This is a genomic window from Hymenobacter nitidus (genome assembly GCF_020447315.1).
GTDB classification, from domain to species: Bacteria; Bacteroidota; Bacteroidia; order Cytophagales; family Hymenobacteraceae; genus Hymenobacter; species Hymenobacter nitidus.
In genome coordinates, this window is record NZ_JAJADQ010000006.1 from 122569 (window position 1) to 141067 (window position 18499).

The following is an 18499-nucleotide window of genomic DNA, read 5'->3' on the forward strand; positions in this document are numbered from 1 at the left end:
TGTTACTTATCCAGAAAGACCGAGGGACTGGGCCCGACGACGTCTTGGCAACCTGAAATAAAACAAGGTGCCAACTCCCATTCCGCTGCTTCGGCCTCGGAAGAAGATAAGTACGGCATGCGTTTTTCCGCGCGGCTCTTTCTGGATAGGCACTTTTTAGCGCACTATTTCCTTAGAAACGCCGATATGCAGCCCACCACGCTCCGCCCCGACTCCCCGCTTTACGACATTCTGCAGCAGCGCATCCTCGTGCTCGATGGCGCCATGGGCACCATGATTCAGCGCCACACGCTGGAGGAAGCCGACTTTCGCGGCACCCGCTTTGCCGACCACCCCAAGCCCCTGCGCGGCAACAACGATTTGCTCAGCCTGACCCGTCCCGACATTATCCGGGGCATTCACGCCGACTACTTCGCCGCCGGGGCCGACATGGTGGAAACCAACACGTTCAGCGGCACCACTATTGCCCAGGCTGACTACGGGCTGGAGCACGTGGTGTACGAGCTCAACTTCGAGTCGGCCCGCATTGCTAAGGAAGTAGCCGACGAATTTACGGCCCAGAACCCCAATAAGCCACGCTTCGTAGCCGGCGCCATCGGGCCCACCAACCGCACGGCATCGTTGTCGCCCGACGTGAACCGGCCCGGCTTCCGCGCCGTGACGTTTGATGAGCTGGCCACGGCCTACCTGGAGCAGGTGCGCGGCCTGGTGGAAGGCGGCTCGGATACTCTGCTCATCGAAACCATCTTCGACACGCTCAACGCCAAGGCCGCCCTGTACGCGGTGCAGAAATTCTTCGATGAGGGCGGCAAAGTGGTGCCGGTCATGATTTCGGGCACGATTACCGACGCCTCCGGCCGCACCCTTTCGGGCCAGACGGTGGAGGCTTTCTGGAACTCCATCAGCCACTTGCCTCTGCTGAGCGTGGGGTTGAACTGCGCCCTCGGCGCCGACCAGCTGCAGGTCTACGTGAAGGAGCTGAGCCGCATTGCCGACGTGCATATTTCGGCTTACCCCAACGCCGGTCTGCCCAACGCCTTTGGCGGCTACGACGAGTCGGCCCAGGAATTTGCGGCCGTGGTGGAAAATTACCTCAAGGACGGCATCGTGACGGTGGCCGGCGGCTGTTGCGGCACCACGCCCCAGCACATTGCCGAGCTGGCCAAGCTGGCCGAGAAATATCAGCCCCGCAAGCTGCCCGAAGTGCCAAAAGCCACTCGTTTGGCCGGTCTGGAGCCCTTCGGCATCTACCCCGATTCGCTGTTCGTGAACGTGGGCGAACGGTGCAACGTGACTGGCTCCCGCGCCTTTGCCCGCCTCATTCGCACCGGCGCCTACGAAGCCGCTCTGCAAGTGGCCCGTGACCAGGTGGAGGGTGGCGCCCAGGTCCTCGACGTGAACATGGACGAAGGCATGCTCGACTCAGAGCAGGCCATGACGACGTTTCTGAACCTGATTGCCTCCGAGCCCGACATTTCCCGCGTGCCGGTCATGATTGACTCCTCGAAGTGGAGCGTGCTCGAAGCGGGCCTCAAGTGCGTGCAGGGCAAGAGCATCGTCAACTCGATTTCGCTCAAGGAAGGCGAGGAAGTGTTCAAGGAGCGGGCCCGCACCGTGCGCGCCTACGGGGCGGCTATGGTGGTCATGGCCTTCGACGAGAACGGCCAAGCTGACTCCTTCGAAAAGCGCATCGAAATCTGTCAGCGCAGCTACGATATTCTGGTAAACGAAGTCGGTTTCCCGGCCCAGGACATCATTTTCGACCCCAACATCCTGACCGTCGGCACCGGCATGGAGGAACACCGCAACTACGCGCTGGACTTCATCGAGGCCGTCCGCTGGATTAAAGCCAACCTGCCCGGCGCCCTGACCAGCGGCGGGGTCAGCAACATCAGCTTCAGCTACCGCGGCAACGACGTGGTGCGTGAGGCCATGCACTCGGCCTTCCTCTACCATGCTATTCGGGCGGGCCTGGATATGGGCATCGTGAACCCCAGCCAGCTGGGCGTCTACGACGAAATTCCCAAAGATTTGCTGGAGCTGGTGGAAGACGTGCTGCTTAACCGCCGCCCCGACGCCACCGAGCGGCTGGTGGACTTCGCCGAAACCGTGAAGCAGAAGGACAAGGTGGAAGTAGTAGCCGACGCCTGGCGCAGCCTGCCGGTGGCCGAGCGGCTCCAACACGCCCTTGTGCGCGGCATAACCGAGTTTATCGACCAGGACACCGAGGAAGTGCGCCAGCAGGTCGGTCGGCCTTTGGAAGTCATTGAAGGCCCGCTGATGGCCGGTATGAACGTGGTGGGCGACCTGTTTGGGGCCGGCAAAATGTTCCTGCCCCAGGTGGTGAAGTCGGCCCGCGTGATGAAGAAGGCCGTGGCCTACCTCGAACCCTACCTGCTGGCCGACAAGCAGGGCTCGGAGCGGCAGACGGCGGGTAAAATCCTGCTAGCCACCGTGAAAGGCGACGTGCACGACATCGGCAAGAACATCGTGGGCGTGGTGCTGGCCTGCAACAACTTCGACATCGTGGACCTGGGCGTGATGGTGCCGTTGGAGAAGATTCTGGACGAGGCCGTGAAGCAGGAAGTCGACGTTATCGGCCTCAGCGGCCTGATTACGCCCAGCCTCGACGAAATGGTGTACGTGGCCCAGGAAATGGAAAAGCGCGGCCTCAAAACCCCGTTGCTCATCGGTGGCGCTACTACCTCCCGCCTGCACGCGGCGGTGAAGATTGCGCCCAACTATTCCGGCCCCGTGGTGCACGTGCACGACGCCTCCCGCTCGGTGGGCGTGGCCGCCAGCCTGCTCGGCAGCAGCCACGCAACCTACGCCCGCGCCGTGCACGACGAGTACACGACCCTGCGCAATGACTACGCCGGCCGGCAGCGCGAAAAAAGCTACCTGCCCATCGAGGCGGCCCGGGCCAACGGCTTCCACGCCGACTGGGACGCGGCCCCCATTACCCGGCCGACCTTCCTGGGCACCAAGGTGCTCGACAACTACCCGCTGGCCGAGCTGGCCGAGTACATCGACTGGACGCCCTTCTTCCACACCTGGGAGCTGAAAGGCCGCTACCCCCGCATTCTGGAAGACGAAACGCTGGGCGAAGCCGCCACCAAGCTCTTCGCCGACGCCCAGGCTATGCTGCAAAAGGTAGTTGCCGAAAACCTGCTCACGGCCCGCGCCGTGGTGGGCTTCTGGCCCGCCAACACCGTCGGCTCCGATACCATTGAAGTCTACACCGACGAGCAGCGCGACACGCTGGCTACCGAGTTTTTCACCCTGCGCCAGCAGAGCGAAAAAGCCCCCGGCGTGCCCAACCTGGCCTTCTCCGACTTCCTGGCTCCCAAAGAATCGGGCCGCGCCGACTACATCGGCGGCTTTGCCGTCACGGCCGGGCTAGGCATTGAAAAGCTGATTGAGCAGTTTGAAGCCGACCACGACGACTACTCCAGCATCATGATCAAGGCTTTGGCCGACCGTCTGGCCGAGGCCTTTGCCGAGCGCCTGCACCAGCGGGTGCGGGAGGAGTTCTGGGGGTATTCGGCCGACGAAAAGCTCAGCAAGGAAGACCTGATTCAGGAGAAATACCGCGGCGTGCGGCCCGCCCCCGGCTACCCCGGCTGCCCCGACCACACCGAGAAAATCACCCTGTTCAACCTGCTCGACGCCGAAAACCAGACCGAAATCAAGCTCACCGAAAACCTGGCCATGTACCCCGCCTCCTCGGTCAGTGGCCTCTACTACGCCCACCCCGATTCGCGCTACTTCGGCCTGGGCAAAATCGGCCGGGACCAGGTCGAGGACATTGCTCGGCGCAAAAACATGCCGGTACCGGAGCTGGAGCGGTGGTTGTCGCCCAACCTGAACTACGATAATACTGCCGTGCCCGTCACGGCATTGTAGGAACATTAATTCCCCTCTTTTTTTTAAGGAGGGGTGCCCGAAGGGCGGGGTGGTTCAATCGTTGAACGATTTGGCAGCAGTAGTTCCCAAAGCCTTTCAACGAGTATCAACCACCCCCAACCCATCCTCATCTGAGGAGGGGAGCTTAAATTACCATTACAATGCCCCGCGAAACCTGGTTTCGCCTGCTCTATGAAAGTAACCGAACATCTAACCCGCGCCGACGGCAAAACCCTGTTTTCCTTCGAAGTGCTGCCGCCCCGCAAGGGCGAAAATATCCAGACGCTGTTTTCCAATATCGAGCCCCTGCTGGAGTTCAAGCCGCCGTTCATCGACGTGACCTACCACCGGGAGGAATACGTGTACCGCCAGCACCCCAACGGCCTGCTCGAAAAGAAAACCGTGCGCCGCCGCCCCGGCACCGTAGGCATCTGCGCGGCCATCAAAAACCGCTTCGACGTGGACACCGTGCCTCACCTCATCTGCGGGGGCTTCTCGAAGGAGGAAACCGAAAACGCCCTGATTGACCTGCACTTCCTGGGCATCGACAACGTGCTGGCTTTGCGCGGCGACCCCATCAAGAGCGAAGGCCACTTCAAGCCCGAACCCGACGGCCACGCCTACGCCTGCGACCTGATTGGGCAGGTAGCCAACCTCAACAAGGGCGAGTATCTGGATGAGGAGCAGGACGATACCTGGGCCACCAACTTCTGCATCGGCACGGCCGGTTACCCCGAAAAGCACTTCGAGGCGCCCAACTACGGCGCCGACTTGCGCTACCTCAAGCACAAGGTAGACCGCGGGGCCGAGTACATCGTGACCCAGATGTTTTTCGACAACGAGCAGTACTTCAACTTCGAGAAAAAGTGCCGGGATGCGGGCATCAACGTGCCCATCATTCCGGGCCTCAAGCCCCTGACGACCAAAGGCCAGCTCACGATGCTGCCCCGCTCCTTCTACCTCAACATTCCCGAGGAGCTGTCGGAGGCCGTGCACCACTGCGCCGACAACGAAGCGGCCCGCCAGATCGGCATCGAGTGGTGCATCAACCAGAGCAAGGAGCTGATGGCCCACGGCGTGCCCTGCCTGCACTACTACTCTATGGGCAAGTCCGAATCTATCCGGCGGGTGGCCTCGGCGCTGTTTTAAGCGGTGAAAGGGCGAACTTGTGAAATGGTGAGTTTGATGTTCTGAACGCGCGCAATTGCGTAAACCCAACGACAACTCGCCATTTCATCATTTCACTTCTCGCCGTTGGATACGCTCGACGACTTATTTGCCCGGCTGCGGGCGGCCACCTCGCCCGTTGAAATCGAGGCCCTGCAAAACGGCATCTGGCAGCACTGGCTCATGACCGGCGACTGGGAGCAGGACAAGCAGCTCGAAGTGGGCCTGCGCGCCCTGGCCGCCGGCGACTACTCGGCGGCTATCAGTGTGTTTACGGCGCTTACTGAGCAGCTGCCCGGCTTTGCGGAAGGCTGGAACAAGCGCGCCACGGCCTACTACCTGCGCGGCGAGTACCGTGCCTCCCTGCTCGACATTGCCCAAACCCTGCGCCACGAGCCCCGCCACTTCGGCGCGCTGTCGGGCTGGGCTACCATTCTGCAAACCCTGGGCGACTACCGGGGCACGCTGCACGTACTCCGGCGCCTGGAGGCAATTTGTCCCCACTTCCCCGGCCTGCAGGTCCGTCTGCACGACCTACGCGACCAGCTCGACGAAAATATCTAGCGCGGCTTATTCTTGCGCGGCTCTATATAAATCTTTAACTTTACTGGGCTTACACCTTTTTGCGAAAAGTGTAAGCCCATCTCTATTTTAGTCTTTTTTGCTGGCTACCAGCTTTTAGGCCACACATCCATTCTTCTTCACCTTTTGTAATAGCCCGCTTCTGATATAACTATTCAAGCAAACCGTATAACCCGAATCCCCCCTCGGCTTGCGGCTGCTGGTTGTAGCAGAACAGTTTTTCCCACCCGTTCTATGAAAAAAACTGTACTCGTAGTACTGTTGGCTTGCGCATTGCCAACAGTTGCCTTATGCCAGCGTCTCCGCAAAACGGAATTCGAGAGCGGCATGATTGAGAAAGGCAATAAAGTGGGCGTCTGGGAATACTTTGCCTACACCCGCGACGGACGGCAGGTGACGGTGCAGAAGTACGACCACACGGCCAAGAAGCTGGTTTTTTTCCGGCCTGTGGAGGACATTATGTACGATGTGCAGCTGCAGCCCGGCGAGTGGAGCCGCGCCCGCGTCGACCAGCCCCCGCTGTTTGTGGGCGGCGACCCGGCCCTGGCGTCCTACACCACCAAACTGGTGTACCCAACGGCGGCCCAGGACCGCAAGCTGCAGGGTAAAGTCCTGATTTCTTTCATGATTGATACGCTCGGGCAGGCCAGTGGCCACAAGGTGCTGATGAGCGTGGGTGGCGGCTGCGACGAGGAGGCTATGCGCGTGTGCCGCACCATTCCCCAGCAGTGGATTCCGGCCCGCAAAGACGGCCGGGCCGTGCCGGTGGTGTATGAGCTGCCCTTTACCTTCAAGATGCAGACGGTGGCGCAGTAGCCATTGTTCAGCTTCGGATTAATCTTCGGCGCGCCACTTACGTACAGAGCCCTATGACACGACTTAGCCTCTCCTCCGTTGCTGGTATGGCCCTCTTTGCCGTGGGCGCCAGCTTGCTGTCGGCCTGCGACACGACGCCGCGCGAGCGGCAGGAAATAGTGCGGGATGAAGCCCGCAAGCTCGATACCCTGGCCGACCGCGCCGCCGACCGGCTGCGCAACGCCGGACGCCGGGCCGCACGCTTCGACTCCGTTTCGCGGGCCCGCAACCGGCAGCCGCTCGACAATGCCGCCTCGGCCGCTTTCACCCAGCAGCTGCTCGGCACCTATTCCGATATCGAAGCCCTGACGCCGGCTACCATCGAGCCCGCCTACGTGCAGCTGCTGCGCCAGACCCGGGCCCAGCGCAAGCAGTGGACTCAGCGCGACTGGGACTACGCCAGCAGCATCTACAAGCGGCTGAACGAGCGGCTGAAGGCTATCCGGCTGGACGTGAAAGGCCGCGACGAGCTCCGCATCCGGGCGCTGCAGGCCGAGTTTACAACCCACGAAACCAGCCGCGACGTGAAAGACCTGGGCGAGGCCGTAAAGGCCGTTCAGGAATAACGTTGCGGTTTGCATTCTTCAAAGCCCCGTTTCCGCGGGGCTTTTTTGCGTTTATCCTATGACCCCTTCTCATTCAGTTTACCGCTCCTGGCAGTTGCTGCTAGTACTCGTGCTGAGTAGTCTGGCCGTGAGTAGCCGGGCCCAGGCCCTGATTGAAACGGCGGAAACGGTGCCGGCCACCAACCAGTGGCTGCAGCCCGGCGACCGGCTGCAGGTGCGCCTGAAAGGCAGGCCGGGCCAGCGCGTCACCTTTCTCAGGGGCCTGCCCATGACGGAGCTGCCCCCGGCGCAAACGAAGGGCCAGCGTGGTATCTACCAAGGTACCTACGTGGTGCGCCCCGGCGACACGCTCCAGAACCGGCCCATCCTTTTTCAGGTAATGCGCAACGACACTGTGGCGCTGGCCTCGGCTTTTAGCCGCAGTAAAGTCCGGTTTCTGAGCCCCGACGCTCCCCAGCTGGCGCTTACCAAGGGCCAGCTCGCCTACCTGAACCACGGCCTGGGTGAAGACCGGCTGGGCGGGGCCAAGCTCGGCTACCTCGACTCGGCCGTGGTGCTGCATGTCACGGGCATGGTGGGCGCGCAGTACCGGGTGCGGCTGGCCGAAAACCAGGTGGCCTGGGTGCCCCAGGACGTGGTGCGCCTGCTGCCCCCGGGCGGCTTTGTGCCCACCTCGCTCACCGGCTCCTGGAGCGTGGCCGGCGACTCGCTTTACGACTACGTGCAGGTGCCACTGGAGGCCCGCCTGCCCTACCGCTCCCAACTGCTGACCAACCCGACGCGCCTTGTAGTCGACATCTTCGGGGCTACCTCCAACACCAACTGGATAACTCAGCGCGACGGGCTGCGGGAACTGGGCAACGTGTACTACGAGCAGCCCCAGCCCGATATTTTCCGGCTGGTACTGCCCCTGCGCCACGCCCAGGCCTGGGGCTACAGCATCGACTACCGCGGCACCACTCTCCGAATTCGGGTGAAGCGCCCCCCGGCCAGGCTCAGCCTGAAGGGCCTCACCATCGGCCTCGATGCCGGCCACGGCGGCACCAACGTAGGTGCTGCTTCGGCCAAGGGCAGCCAGGAAAAGGTGCTCACGCTGGCCATTGCCCAGAAGCTACGCCAGGAGCTGGAAAAAGCCGGTGCCCGGGTGCTGATGACGCGTGAAACCGACGTGACCGTGGAAAACGGCTCCCGCGTGCTGCTAATGCGCCAACTCAACCCCGACTTGCTGCTCAGCATCCACGTCAACTCCTCGGGAAGCGCTACAGTGCAGGGTACCAGCACCTACTACCGCTACGTGGCGTACCGCCCCCTGGCGCTGGCTATTTACAACGAGGTGCGCAAAACCGGCCTGAAGGGCTTCGGCAACGTGGGCAGTTTCAACTTCAACCTGAATGGGGCCACCGAATATCCTAACGCCCTGATTGAAACGGCTTTCGTATCGAACCCCGAGGATGAAAAGCGCCTCACTGACCCGGCTTTTCAGCAGCAGCTGGCCGAGCGCATCAAGGACGGAGTGGAAGAGTTTCTGAAGAGTACCCGCGCCAAGGGCCCCCGTGGGTGGCTTTTGCGGGAGCCGGCCGCAAACTAAACCGTTGTGCCTATACCAGATTAGCAAAAAAACCAGCCCTGGAAAGCAAATCTGTCGTTAAAGAGCCCAACATCCTTGCTTCCGCCTGGTTATCAGCCTACTTCAAGACGGCCGGGCCTGGGTCCGGCTGATTGATACCCGTTCTTCTCATTCCTCACCCCTAACCAATTCCCATGGCAACTGATTCTTTACTGGACCGCAGCCGCACCATTGCCGGGCCGGGCTTCAACCGCTGGCTGATTCCGCCGGCCGCGCTGGCAATTCACCTGGCCATTGGGCAGGCCTACGCCTTCAGCGTGTTCAAAAAGCCCATGGGAGCCCTTATTAGCGGCAACGTAGACGCCCCCGCCCCCGCCGACTGGACGCCGGCCCAACTAGGGGTCATCTTCTCCATTGCCATTGTGCTGCTGGGGTTGTCGGCGGCCGTGTTTGGGAAATGGTTGGAGCGGGTGGGCCCTCGCAAGGCCATGCTGGCTTCGGCATTGTGCTTCAGCGGCGGCTTTTTCATCGGGGCCCTGGGCGTGCACCTGCACAGCATCTGGCTAGTGTATTTCGGCTACGGCTTCGTGGGCGGCATCGGGCTGGGCATCGGCTATATCTCGCCCGTAAGCACGCTTATCAAGTGGTTTCCCGACCGGCCCGGCGTGGCTACGGGCATGGCCATCATGGGTTTTGGCGGCGGCGCTATGATTGGCTCCCCGCTGGCCGTGGCCCTGATGGACCACTACAAAGCTTCGGCCCCCATGGGTGTGGCCCCCACCTTCCTGACTATGGGCCTGATTTACCTGCTCTTCATGCTCTTCGGCGTGTTCACCATCCGGGTGCCGGCCGAAGGCTGGAAACCCGAGGGCTACGTGCCTCCCACGACAGCCAACGCCATGATTACCACCCACAACGTGGACGCCGATACGGCCATCAAAACGCCGCAGTTCTGGCTCTTGTGGGTGGTGCTGTGCATGAACGTGACGGCCGGTATCGGGGTGCTCGAAACGGCCTCGCCCCTCATCCAGGAAACTTTCTCGGATAAGTCGATGGGCGCCGGCCTGGGTGTGACGGCAGCAGCGGCAGCCGGCTTCGTGGGCCTGCTCAGCCTGTTCAACCTGCTGGGCCGCTTTTTCTGGTCGTCGGCCTCGGATAAGATAGGCCGCAAGCCCACCTACATGATTTACTTCGGCCTGGGCATCGTGCTCTACGCCCTGGTGCCTACGCTGGCGGCTAGTGCCTCACTGTCGTTGTTCGTCATCGTATCCTGCGTGATTCTGAGCATGTACGGCGGCGGCTTTGCCACGATTCCGGCCTACCTGCGCGACTTGTTCGGCACCATGCAAGTCGGCGCCATTCATGGCCGCCTGCTCACGGCCTGGAGCACGGCCGGCGTGCTGGGCCCCCTGATTGTGAACTTCCTGCACGAAAGCCAGAAGTCGAAGGGCCTGACGGGGGCGGCAGCGTACCAGACGGTGTTCTACACCATGGCCGGCCTGCTCGTTATCGGCTTTCTGGCCAACCTATTGGTAAAGGCCGTGGATGCGCGCTACCACGTGAAGGAAGCGGCGGCCCCCAAGGTGGCCGCGTAGTTTTTACAGTATTCGCTCGTTGCTAACCCTGCCTTTGTATGGAAACCAAGACCAATTCAACCCCCGAAGCCGCGGCGTCATCTTCCAGCCTGCAGGTCGCCCTGGCCTGGGTGTACGTGGGCGTTCCCCTGCTGTGGGGCGTGTCGCAAACCTTCATTAAAGCCCTGGCTTTGTTTAAGTAAGCAGGCTGACAAGCGCCGGACCGCCGGAAAACAAAAGAGCATTTGGCACACCGCCGAATGCTCTTTTGTTTGTTACTTACCTTCCTGACTAGTAACCATTTCTCATGAATTTCCCGCCCGCCCAGGACCGTATTGTGGTGCTTGAGTCCTTTGTTGACCCCATTACGGCTCACCTGGCCAAAAGCCGCCTGGAAGCCGAGCAGATTCCCTGCTTTCTGACCAATGCGCTCAACCGGCTTTACGGCCCGGCTACCGGCGGCGTGCACCTGCACGTGCGCCAGCAAGATGCGGAAGCAGCCGCCGAAATTCTGCGCTACCAAACCGTGTTCATGACCGCCACCCGCGCTGACGACGAGCCCGGACCCGACATCGTGCACTGCCCCAAGTGCGACTCCACCGACGTGGCTTTCGGCCCCGCCCCCCGCAACACCTACAGCCTCCCGATGCTGATGCTCTCGGTGCTGCTCGGCCGCGGCAAACGCTACCACTGCTCCCACTGTCGGCACGAGTTCAAACGCTCGGAGGTGGAGGGGTAGTTAGGTGGTGAGTTTAATGTTCTTGTTTCCTTGCGAGGCGCAGCCGCGGCAATCCGTCCTCTGAAATGTGCCGAGCACCCTGAAGTGAAAAGCCCTTTCCTACTGCGGTAGGAAAGGGCTTTCTGGTAAGAGAACGTTTGTCACCAGCAGAGGACAAATTGCTTCGTGCCTCGCAATGACACCAGAACGTCAAACTCACTATTTCACCACTTCACCACCTCACCGAAACCGCACGAGGGGGAAGGCGTCGCCGGCTTTAAAGTCGGTGGGCTCGGCGGGCAGGCGCAGGAAGGCGTCGCACTGCAGCAGGGAGGCCAGGTCGCCGGAGCCGCCGCTTTTTTGCGGGTGGGCCAGCAGGTGGCCGTAGGGCGACAGCTCCAGGCGCACGGGCAAGAAGTAGGCAATGCGCGGCGCAAAAGAAAAATCGGTGGCCAGCAGGGCCGTGGGGCGGGGCAGCTTGCTGTGCGGCTGCTCGCAGCGCCGCAGCCAGGGCAGCACGTACTGGTAGAAATTAACGAAGGTGGAAACCGGGTTGCCGGGCAGCGCAAACACCACCGCGCCCCCGGCTTTTTCCCCAAACCAGAACGGCTTGCCCGGCCGCTGGTGCACCTCATGAAAAATCTGGCTTACACCCAGCTCCCGCAGCATGGCCGGCAGAAAGTCGGCCTGCCCCTTCGATACGCCCCCGCTGAGCACCAGCGCATCGTAGGCGGCCAGCAGCGGCGGCAGCCCCTGGCGCAGCGCCTCCTGGTCGTCGTTGAAATGAAAAATCTCACTCTGAACCCCGGCCTGCTGCAGCGCGGCCTGCACCATGTAAGCGTTGGAGCGCCGAATCTGGTGGGGCAAGGGCGTTTCGGTCAGCTCCACCAGCTCATCGCCGGTACTGACGACGGCCACCCGTAGCTGCCGGGCCACCTGCAGCGTGGCCGCTCCGATGGTAGCGGCCACCGCAATTTCGGCCGGGCTCAGCCGGATGCCCGCTGGCAACAGCAGCGCGCCCTGCTCCCGGTCGGAGGCCTGGCGGTGCACATTGTGGCCGGCGACGGGTGGTGGCACCCGCACCGCCGCTATGCGCTGACCGTTTACCTCGTGAAACTCCAGATCTTCGTAGCGTACTACCGTGTCGGTGCCGGGCGGCAGGGCAGCCCCGGTCATGATTTCTACGGCCGTTTGCGCATCCAGCAGGGCCTGGGGCGGCATGCCGGCCAGCTGGGTAGCGGCAATAGGAAAGGTGGCTTGCCCGGCTGCCACCGCTTCGAAGCTCAACGCAATGCCATCCATTGCCACCCGGTGAAAGGGCGGAAAGTCGCGGTCGGCGTGCAGGGCTTCGAGCAGCACCCGGCCGACGGCTTGCGGCAGCGGCACGGTTTCGGGGGGCAGGGGGCGGGCCGTGGCCAGCACCTGGCGCGTGGCTTCGTCAACTGAAATCATGGGCGAAAGAAATGCTCGGGGCGTGGGAGAGGGTAGCACAAAGAAAGGTAAACCAGCCTACCGGCTGGCAATCCAGACCGGGCCGGCCGGGCCTGGTTTGCTTAAATCCGGAGCCGTTGCTCAACGCCGGGCCGCAAATATGCGTCTCTACCGTGTTGTCAGGGTTAAGTTGCGTGCTTTGTCACAACTTTCGGCCCGGGCTCCGGCTTTGTACGCAGTTCCCCTTTTCGTTTCTATGTCTGACTCTTCCCGCTCCCTGACCCACCTGAATGCCGCCGGCCAGCCTGCCATGGTCGATGTGGGCGCCAAAACCGCAACCCGCCGCGTGGCCCGGGCCCGCAGCCGCGTACTTCTCGGTCCCGAAATTCTGGCGCTGGTGCAGGCCGGCGACCTGCCCACCCGCAAGGGCCCGGTGTTTCAAACGGCTATTCTGGCCGGTATCATGGCCGCCAAAAAAACCGCTGACCTGATTCCGCTCTGCCACCCGCTGGGCCTCGACGACTGCCAGGTGCAGATTGAAGTGGTAAGCCCTGAGGCCATCCATATCATTTGCACGGCCACCGTGACGGGCAAAACCGGCGTGGAAATGGAGGCTCTCACCGGCGCCTCGGTAGCGGCCCTCACCGTGTACGACATGTGTAAGGCCCTCTCCCACGACATCGTGATTCAGGAAACCCGCCTGCTGGATAAAACCGGCGGCAAAAGCGACTTTCATCATGCCGACTAACCCCAGCGACTCTGCCAAGCCCCGCACCAAGCACGCGGCGCTGGTCCGGCCCGCCCTCGGCGAGTTTGGCCGCCACGAGCTGGCCATTCTGGGCGCCCCCTGCGGTAAGATAAAAGAGCTGGTGACGCGCCTCGTGCCAGCTTTGTCGGCCACCTTGAGCGTGGGCTACGTGGATGCTGACCACGCGGCCGGCGACGACGCGGCCGACGGTGGCGCGGGCGGGGCCAGCTCCATTATGCTGGCCGGCGCCAGTGCCGAGCTGACCGATAAAATCAGCTTCCGGCGCGTGGACCAGCGCCGGGAGCTGGACGGCTTCAGTCAGAAAGAGCTGCTGGCCCACCAAAGTCTGGTGCTGGTAAACGGCAACCACTTCCGGGCCCGGCAGCAGATTATCATTCTGGACCCAGCCAAGCCGCTGGAAAAAAAGCTTGATAAGCTCACCGACGTGCAGCTCATCCTGCTGCCCGAGGGCGTCACGGAAGTGCCGGCCTATCTGCTGGCGCACTTTGCCGAAAACCCACTAATCCCACAGCTGCCGCTAACTGATACAGAGGCCATTGCTGCTTTCGTCCGGCAGTGGCGGCAGCGCAACTTGCCGCCGCTGCGGGGCCTGGTGCTGGCCGGTGGGCAGAGCCAGCGTATGCAAACCGATAAGGGTCGCCTGCGCTACCACGGCCTGGAGCAGCGCGAGTATGCGGCCCGGCTGCTGGCCACGGTTTGCACCGACGTGCACGTTTCCTGCCGCCCCGACCAGCTGGCCGAGCTGCCGGCCGGCCTTACCCCGCTACCCGACCGGTTTCTGGACCTGGGTCCGATGGGTGGCATCCTCTCAGCGTTTCAGCTCGACCCCAACGCCGCCTGGCTGGTCGTGGCCTGCGACCTGCCGTTTCTCTCGGAAGCCACCCTGCGGCACCTGATGGCCCACCGCAACGGCGCGAAAATGGCCACGGCCTTCCAGAGCCCCGAAAACGAGTTTCCCGAGCCGCTGATTACCATCTGGGAGCCTCGCGGCTACGGCACTTTGCTGCGGTTTCTGGGCCTGGGCTACTCCTGCCCCCGCAAAGCTTTGATTAACTCCGACATCGAGCTGCTGGTCGCCCCCGACCCCACCGAGCTGCGCAACGTGAATACGCCCGAGGAAGCCGCCGTGGCCCGGCAGGAGCTGGAAAAACAGTAAGCGCCGGTTGCAAGTATGTATTCGTTACCGAAAGGGCATTAAACTGACTATATGCATCTACTCGACAAATGGGTCCGCATACCGCTGCTGGTACTGCTGGGCCTTGTAGGGGCAGGGGTGGCGGGCTTTGTGTACAGCTCACGCCTGAGTCCACAGGCCAGAGCGGGCAACCGAAATCTGGTGCACGCGCGGCAGCTAGCGGTGGGCATGTCCCGGCAGGAAGCTCTTATGATTATGGGAATTCCCAAGGAGAAATGGGCTTCGCCGGACAGCGGCCGACACTGCTATTCCTATACGCCTTCTCCATTGGCATCGGATAACATCAGCTTTTGCGTTGGGGCCGACGACCGGGTAACCAGCGTAAATCTGGGTACCTAAACTGGCTGCGCTACGGATGGGCGGCCACCCACACGGAGCCGTCTTCGTACTCCTCCTTTTTCCAGATGGGCACCACCTGCTTGATGGTGTCGATGATGTACTGGCAGGCGGCAAACGAGTCGGCGCGGTGGGGCGTGGATACAGCTACCACCACGGCCACGTCGCCGATATCGAGGCGGCCTTTGCGGTGCGTAACGGCCACTTGCCGCAGCATGGGCCATTTTTCCTGGGCCTGCGCAGCCACGTGCTCCATCTGCCGGATGGCCATGGCGTCGTAGGCTTCGTAGTCGAGGCGCACCACGCGGCGGCCCGTGCTCTGGTTGCGCACCGTGCCAATGAACGTATTGACGGCCCCGGCCCCATCGTCCTGTACGGAGGCCAGCACGGCCGCCACGTCGATGGGCTGGTCGGTAAGATGTATATGCATGCGTATGGGTTCTTTTCTTTTTCCGCCTGTCATTTTGAGTAGAGCGAAGGACCTTATGACCGTAGAACGGCTCGTTCTCACCTGGTAAGGTCCTTCGTCGCCGCTTTATGCGCGGAATGCTCAGGATGACAGACAATTTTTAGTCGCCAGCATTAGCTACCCGCCGCTCACGGGCGGAATCAGGGCTACTTCGTCGCGCTGGTGCAGGCGGTAGTCGTCGGCGGCATATTCGCTGTTGACGGCTACGGCAAAGCTGGTCAGCTCGTTCAGGGCCGGGTATTGGCTGCGCAGCTGGTTCATCAGGCCCGCCACCGACTGCTCATCGGGCGTGTCGAGGTCGAGCGAGGAGCTGCCTACTATTTCTTTGGCAATGCCAAAAAGCGCAATTTTCAGTTTCATTTGTTTGTCTATACTCCGGAGGCAGTATACGCGGCCGGCACCGGAACAGAAAAGCCAATTGCCGGTTTTTTGTTCTGCATCTCTTTTGGCGCAGTCTGCGTTGAGGCAGTAATCGTATTTCCGTTGTTATGTCCGTTGCTACCCCTGTTCTGTTTGATAACCACGGCCGGCCGCTCGAATACGTGCGTTTGGCCGTTACGGACCGCTGCAATTTGCGCTGCTTTTACTGCATGCCCGAGGAAGGCATTCAGTATTTGCCCAAGCAGGAGCTGCTGACCTACGAGGAAATGGAGCGGGTGGTGGCTATTCTGGCCGGCCTGGGCGTACGCAAAGTGCGTCTCACCGGCGGGGAGCCATTCGTGCGCCGCGACTTAGTGCCCTTCATCAGCCGCCTCAGCCAGATCAACGGCATCGACGATATCAGCCTGACCACCAACGGCGTACTCACGGCGCCCCACATTCCGGAGCTGGCTCGCCTGGGCATCCGCACCGTCAATCTGAGCCTGGATACGCTCGACCGAACCCGCTTCGCCCGCATCACCCGCCGCGACGAGCTGCCCCGGGTACTCGACACATTTTACGCGTTGCTGGCGGCGGGCATCAAGGTGAAAATCAACGCCGTGGTGATGGACGGGCAGAACATTGAGGACCTCGTGCCCCTGGCCGAACTCACCCGCGACCTGCCCGTAGACGTGCGCTTTATCGAGGAAATGCCCTTCAACGGGGGCAGCCACGGCGCCATCCAGATTCCGTGGAGCCACCTGCGCATCCGCGAGCATCTGGAGCAGCACCTGGGTTTGCTCACGCCCATTGCCACCCGGCCCGGCGACACGGCTTCGCACTACACCGCCGCCGGCCACCAGGGGCGGCTGGGCATTATTGCGGCCTATTCCCGCACTTTCTGCGGCACCTGCAACCGCCTGCGCCTCACGGCCGAAGGCGGCCTGAAAACCTGCCTCTACGACCAAGGCGTGCTCGACGTGCGGGCCCTGCTGCGCGGCGGTGCGTCTGATGCTGAAGTTGCCACGGCCCTGGCCTCGGCCTTCCGCAACCGCGCCGCCAACGGCTTCGAAGCCGAGCGGCAGCGCCCCGTGCACCAGCTCAGCTTCGAGTCGATGAGTACGATTGGGGGGTAAGTGGTGAGACTTCTTGCAAGGTGCTGCCCGCAATGACAAACGGACAACGTAGCGGAATCCGGTGGGACTTCGTATTCTTAGGCTGTTATGAAGTTTTTGCTCGGAACCGTCGGATTTGTCGCCCTCTGCTACCTGGCTGTGTGCGTGCTGCTGTACTTCAAACAGGAGCGGCTGCTGTTCTTTCCCGACAAGCTGCCCGCCGACTACCGCTTTTCCTTCACCCAGCCCTTCGAGGAGCGCTGGATAACCGCCCCCGACGGCACCCGCCTGCACGGCCTGCTGTTTCCGGCCGACTCGGCCAAGGGCCTGGTTTTTTACCTGCACGGCAACGGCGGAGCCCTGGACGGCTGGGGCGACGCGGCAACGCTCTACACCCGGCTGGGCTATAGCGTGTTCATGCTCGACTACCGCGGCTACGGCAAAAGTGGCGGGGAAATCAGCAGTGAAAAGCAGTTCCTGGCCGACGTGCAGGCTGCGTATGAACAACTGAAGCCGGAGTTTCCGGAGGAGCGCACCATCATTCTGGGCTATTCGCTGGGCACGGGCGCGGCGGCCTGGCTGGCCGCCCGCTACCACCCGCAGCTCCTGATTCTGCAGGCGCCCTATTACAGCATGCTGGCCACGGCCCGGCAGCACTATCCCTGGGTGCCGGGCGTGGTGGTGCGCTACCCCATCCACACGGCCCGGGAGCTGCCCCGCGTGGCCTGCCCGATTTTTATCTTCCACGGTGAGCACGACGAAGTCATTGATTACCAGACGACGCTACAGCTCAAAACACTGCTCAAACCCCAGGACCGGTTCGTAACGCTGACCGGCGCGGGCCACAACGGCATGACCAGCAACCCGCAGTACCAGGCCGAAATTCGGCAGCTGCTGGCGGCGCGCTGAGCGGCGGCTATTATTTTTTTAGTGGCGGCGGGGTGATAGTTGCCCCCTATCCGGATTAACTACCAGAACCGCGCTACTCACTCACTGGTCAGGTCTGCATCTATGGAAACTTCGGCATCACTGCGGCACGCACTGCTTACCAGCCGGGAACAAACCCTTACCCGCATCTACCAGCGCACCTTCCCGATGGTGCGGCGCCACGTGCAGCAGCACGGCGGCACACCTCCGGATGCCAAGGATGTGTTTCAGGATGCCCTAGTTGTTTTCTACGAGAAGGCTACGACCGAGGGCTTCGTGCTGTCGGCGTCGGTCAGCACCTACCTGGTGGGCATCTGCCGTAACCTCTGGCGGCAGGAGCTGAGCCGCCGGCAGCGCCTGCCCCTCACTGGTATTACCGACGCCCACGCGCAGGTGCCCGGCGAAACCGAGCCGGCCGAGGAGCGCGACACCCTTCCCTTGCTCGATTACGTGGAGCAGCTTGGGGAGCGGTGCAAGAGCATTCTGCTGGCTTTCTACTACTTCCAGCAGCCGCTGGAGCAGATTGCCGCGGCCAACCAGTACCAGAGCGTGCGCTCGGCCACGGTGCAGAAGTTCAAGTGCCTGGAGCGGCTGCGCAAATCGGTACGCACGGCCGTGGCCCTCACCCTAGCCCGCTAACCCACCATGCGCCCCGCCCTCGACCGTCTCCAGCAGATTGAGCACCACCTGCTCGGCCGCCCCTCGGCCGCGGCCGCCGCGCAGTGGCAGGTGCAGCTTCTCACCGACCCCAAGCTGGCCGCCGATGCCCAAGCCCAGCGGCAGCTCTACGACGCGCTGCGCCAGGCCGGCCGGCGGCAGCTGCGCCAGGAGCTGGACCGGATTCATGAGCGGCTGGAGCGCCAGAGCCGGCGGCGCGGCTGGCTGCGGGCGGCCACCGACGGCCTACGGCGCCTGTTGCCCGGCCGGCCTCAACCCGACCAGTAGTTTCCCCTCCCTTCTCT

At 62.4% G+C, this 18499-nt stretch carries 19 protein-coding genes and 1 riboswitch; of the genes, 16 read left to right on the top strand and 3 right to left on the bottom strand.

Annotated features, from left to right (window positions below; genetic code table 11):
* Positions 1 to 3 precede the first annotated feature (3 nt).
* Positions 4 to 113, top strand: a riboswitch (SAM riboswitch).
* A 73-nt stretch (positions 114 to 186) separates the two neighbouring features.
* The 9 genes from metH to LGH70_RS12810 all read left to right on the top strand — a co-directional run bounded on the left by metH (position 187) and on the right by LGH70_RS12810 (position 10956).
* Positions 187 to 3906, top strand: a complete 3720-nt coding sequence (gene metH / locus LGH70_RS12770; RefSeq protein ID WP_226186156.1) for a methionine synthase — start codon at positions 187 to 189, stop codon at positions 3904 to 3906.
* A 192-nt stretch (positions 3907 to 4098) separates the two neighbouring features.
* Positions 4099 to 5055, top strand: coding sequence for a methylenetetrahydrofolate reductase [NAD(P)H] (gene metF, locus LGH70_RS12775; RefSeq protein WP_226186158.1), 957 nt, complete (start codon positions 4099 to 4101; stop codon positions 5053 to 5055).
* A 105-nt stretch (positions 5056 to 5160) separates the two neighbouring features.
* On the top strand, positions 5161 to 5637 hold the full coding sequence (locus LGH70_RS12780) for a tetratricopeptide repeat protein (protein WP_226186162.1): 477 nt from the start codon (positions 5161 to 5163) through the stop codon (positions 5635 to 5637).
* Between the two features lie 345 nt (positions 5638 to 5982).
* A complete protein-coding gene (locus tag LGH70_RS12785) occupies positions 5983 to 6471 on the top strand; it encodes an energy transducer TonB (protein ID WP_226186164.1) in 489 nt (162 codons plus the stop codon).
* Between the two features lie 53 nt (positions 6472 to 6524).
* Positions 6525 to 7076, top strand: a complete 552-nt coding sequence (locus LGH70_RS12790) for a hypothetical protein (protein WP_226186166.1) — start codon at positions 6525 to 6527, stop codon at positions 7074 to 7076.
* A 58-nt stretch (positions 7077 to 7134) separates the two neighbouring features.
* The gene (locus LGH70_RS23630; protein WP_262905329.1) at positions 7135 to 8664 is read left to right on the top strand and encodes an N-acetylmuramoyl-L-alanine amidase; all 1530 of its coding nucleotides are present in this window, start codon (positions 7135 to 7137) and stop codon (positions 8662 to 8664) included.
* 173 nt (positions 8665 to 8837) lie between these two features.
* A complete protein-coding gene (locus LGH70_RS12800; RefSeq protein WP_226186168.1) occupies positions 8838 to 10238 on the top strand; it encodes an L-lactate MFS transporter in 1401 nt (466 codons plus the stop codon).
* A 38-nt stretch (positions 10239 to 10276) separates the two neighbouring features.
* Entirely contained in the window at positions 10277 to 10420 is a 144-nt protein-coding gene (locus LGH70_RS12805) for an MFS transporter small subunit (protein WP_226186170.1), read from the top strand.
* A gap of 104 nt (positions 10421 to 10524) precedes the next feature.
* The gene (locus tag LGH70_RS12810) at positions 10525 to 10956 is read left to right on the top strand and encodes a putative signal transducing protein (RefSeq protein WP_226186172.1); all 432 of its coding nucleotides are present in this window, start codon (positions 10525 to 10527) and stop codon (positions 10954 to 10956) included.
* Between the two features lie 219 nt (positions 10957 to 11175).
* Here the strand turns inward: LGH70_RS12810 and LGH70_RS12815 are convergent, their stop codons facing one another.
* Positions 11176 to 12387 carry a molybdopterin molybdotransferase MoeA gene (locus tag LGH70_RS12815; RefSeq protein WP_226186174.1) on the bottom strand — a complete coding sequence of 404 codons (1212 nt, stop codon included), beginning with the start codon at positions 12385 to 12387 and terminating at the stop codon, positions 11176 to 11178.
* A gap of 235 nt (positions 12388 to 12622) precedes the next feature.
* Here LGH70_RS12815 and moaC point away from each other — a divergent pair, with 235 nt between their 5' ends.
* The 3 genes from moaC to LGH70_RS12830 are packed head-to-tail and all read left to right on the top strand — an operon-like array spanning position 12623 to position 14669.
* On the top strand, positions 12623 to 13114 hold the full coding sequence (moaC, locus tag LGH70_RS12820) for a cyclic pyranopterin monophosphate synthase MoaC (protein ID WP_226186176.1): 492 nt from the start codon (positions 12623 to 12625) through the stop codon (positions 13112 to 13114).
* Positions 13104 to 14291: an NTP transferase domain-containing protein gene (locus tag LGH70_RS12825; protein WP_226186178.1), complete on the top strand. Its 1188-nt coding sequence runs from the start codon at positions 13104 to 13106 to the stop codon at positions 14289 to 14291. The genes moaC and LGH70_RS12825 overlap by 11 nt, the downstream gene beginning before the upstream one ends.
* A gap of 51 nt (positions 14292 to 14342) precedes the next feature.
* A complete protein-coding gene (locus LGH70_RS12830; RefSeq protein WP_226186180.1) occupies positions 14343 to 14669 on the top strand; it encodes a hypothetical protein in 327 nt (108 codons plus the stop codon).
* Positions 14670 to 14679: 10 nt separating this feature from the next.
* On the opposite strand, the gene LGH70_RS12835 is transcribed toward LGH70_RS12830, so the two are convergent.
* Together LGH70_RS12835 and LGH70_RS12840 are read right to left on the bottom strand one after the other, a co-directional pair.
* Positions 14680 to 15096 (bottom strand): molybdenum cofactor biosynthesis protein MoaE, encoded by a 417-nt coding sequence (locus LGH70_RS12835; RefSeq protein ID WP_226186182.1) that lies wholly within the window; start codon positions 15094 to 15096, stop codon positions 14680 to 14682.
* A 156-nt stretch (positions 15097 to 15252) separates the two neighbouring features.
* Positions 15253 to 15495 carry a MoaD/ThiS family protein gene (locus tag LGH70_RS12840; RefSeq protein ID WP_226186184.1) on the bottom strand — a complete coding sequence of 81 codons (243 nt, stop codon included), beginning with the start codon at positions 15493 to 15495 and terminating at the stop codon, positions 15253 to 15255.
* Between the two features lie 128 nt (positions 15496 to 15623).
* Here LGH70_RS12840 and moaA point away from each other — a divergent pair, with 128 nt between their 5' ends.
* The 4 genes from moaA to LGH70_RS12860 all read left to right on the top strand — a co-directional run bounded on the left by moaA (position 15624) and on the right by LGH70_RS12860 (position 18482).
* Positions 15624 to 16631, top strand: a complete 1008-nt coding sequence (gene moaA, locus LGH70_RS12845; protein WP_226186186.1) for a GTP 3',8-cyclase MoaA — start codon at positions 15624 to 15626, stop codon at positions 16629 to 16631.
* Positions 16632 to 16718: 87 nt separating this feature from the next.
* A complete protein-coding gene (locus LGH70_RS12850; protein WP_226186188.1) occupies positions 16719 to 17519 on the top strand; it encodes an alpha/beta hydrolase in 801 nt (266 codons plus the stop codon).
* A 102-nt stretch (positions 17520 to 17621) separates the two neighbouring features.
* Positions 17622 to 18176 (top strand): RNA polymerase sigma factor, encoded by a 555-nt coding sequence (locus LGH70_RS12855; protein WP_226186190.1) that lies wholly within the window; start codon positions 17622 to 17624, stop codon positions 18174 to 18176.
* Between the two features lie 6 nt (positions 18177 to 18182).
* Positions 18183 to 18482: a hypothetical protein gene (locus LGH70_RS12860; RefSeq protein WP_226186191.1), complete on the top strand. Its 300-nt coding sequence runs from the start codon at positions 18183 to 18185 to the stop codon at positions 18480 to 18482.
* Positions 18483 to 18499: the final 17 nt, after the last annotated feature.

Excerpts from the sequence above, each read along its gene's own strand:
- LGH70_RS12805 (WP_226186170.1), top strand. The coding sequence starts at position 10,277 with ATGGAAACCAAGACCAATTCAACCCCCGAAGCCGCGGCGTCATCTTCC.
- metF (WP_226186158.1), top strand. The coding sequence starts at position 4,099 with ATGAAAGTAACCGAACATCTAACCCGCGCCGACGGCAAAACCCTGTTT.
- LGH70_RS12850 (WP_226186188.1), top strand. The coding sequence starts at position 16,719 with ATGAAGTTTTTGCTCGGAACCGTCGGATTTGTCGCCCTCTGCTACCTG.
- LGH70_RS12860 (WP_226186191.1), top strand. The coding sequence starts at position 18,183 with ATGCGCCCCGCCCTCGACCGTCTCCAGCAGATTGAGCACCACCTGCTC.
- LGH70_RS12830 (WP_226186180.1), top strand. The coding sequence starts at position 14,343 with ATGCATCTACTCGACAAATGGGTCCGCATACCGCTGCTGGTACTGCTG.
- LGH70_RS12815 (WP_226186174.1), bottom strand. The coding sequence starts at position 12,387 with ATGATTTCAGTTGACGAAGCCACGCGCCAGGTGCTGGCCACGGCCCGC.
- LGH70_RS12835 (WP_226186182.1), bottom strand. The coding sequence starts at position 15,096 with ATGCATATACATCTTACCGACCAGCCCATCGACGTGGCGGCCGTGCTG.
- LGH70_RS12810 (WP_226186172.1), top strand. The coding sequence starts at position 10,525 with ATGAATTTCCCGCCCGCCCAGGACCGTATTGTGGTGCTTGAGTCCTTT.
- LGH70_RS12800 (WP_226186168.1), top strand. The coding sequence starts at position 8,838 with ATGGCAACTGATTCTTTACTGGACCGCAGCCGCACCATTGCCGGGCCG.
- metH (WP_226186156.1), top strand. The coding sequence starts at position 187 with ATGCAGCCCACCACGCTCCGCCCCGACTCCCCGCTTTACGACATTCTG.
- LGH70_RS12790 (WP_226186166.1), top strand. The coding sequence starts at position 6,525 with ATGACACGACTTAGCCTCTCCTCCGTTGCTGGTATGGCCCTCTTTGCC.
- LGH70_RS12840 (WP_226186184.1), bottom strand. The coding sequence starts at position 15,495 with ATGAAACTGAAAATTGCGCTTTTTGGCATTGCCAAAGAAATAGTAGGC.
- LGH70_RS12855 (WP_226186190.1), top strand. The coding sequence starts at position 17,622 with ATGGAAACTTCGGCATCACTGCGGCACGCACTGCTTACCAGCCGGGAA.
- LGH70_RS12785 (WP_226186164.1), top strand. The coding sequence starts at position 5,983 with ATGATTGAGAAAGGCAATAAAGTGGGCGTCTGGGAATACTTTGCCTAC.
- moaA (WP_226186186.1), top strand. The coding sequence starts at position 15,624 with ATGTCCGTTGCTACCCCTGTTCTGTTTGATAACCACGGCCGGCCGCTC.
- moaC (WP_226186176.1), top strand. The coding sequence starts at position 12,623 with ATGTCTGACTCTTCCCGCTCCCTGACCCACCTGAATGCCGCCGGCCAG.
- LGH70_RS23630 (WP_262905329.1), top strand. The coding sequence starts at position 7,135 with ATGACCCCTTCTCATTCAGTTTACCGCTCCTGGCAGTTGCTGCTAGTA.
- LGH70_RS12825 (WP_226186178.1), top strand. The coding sequence starts at position 13,104 with ATGCCGACTAACCCCAGCGACTCTGCCAAGCCCCGCACCAAGCACGCG.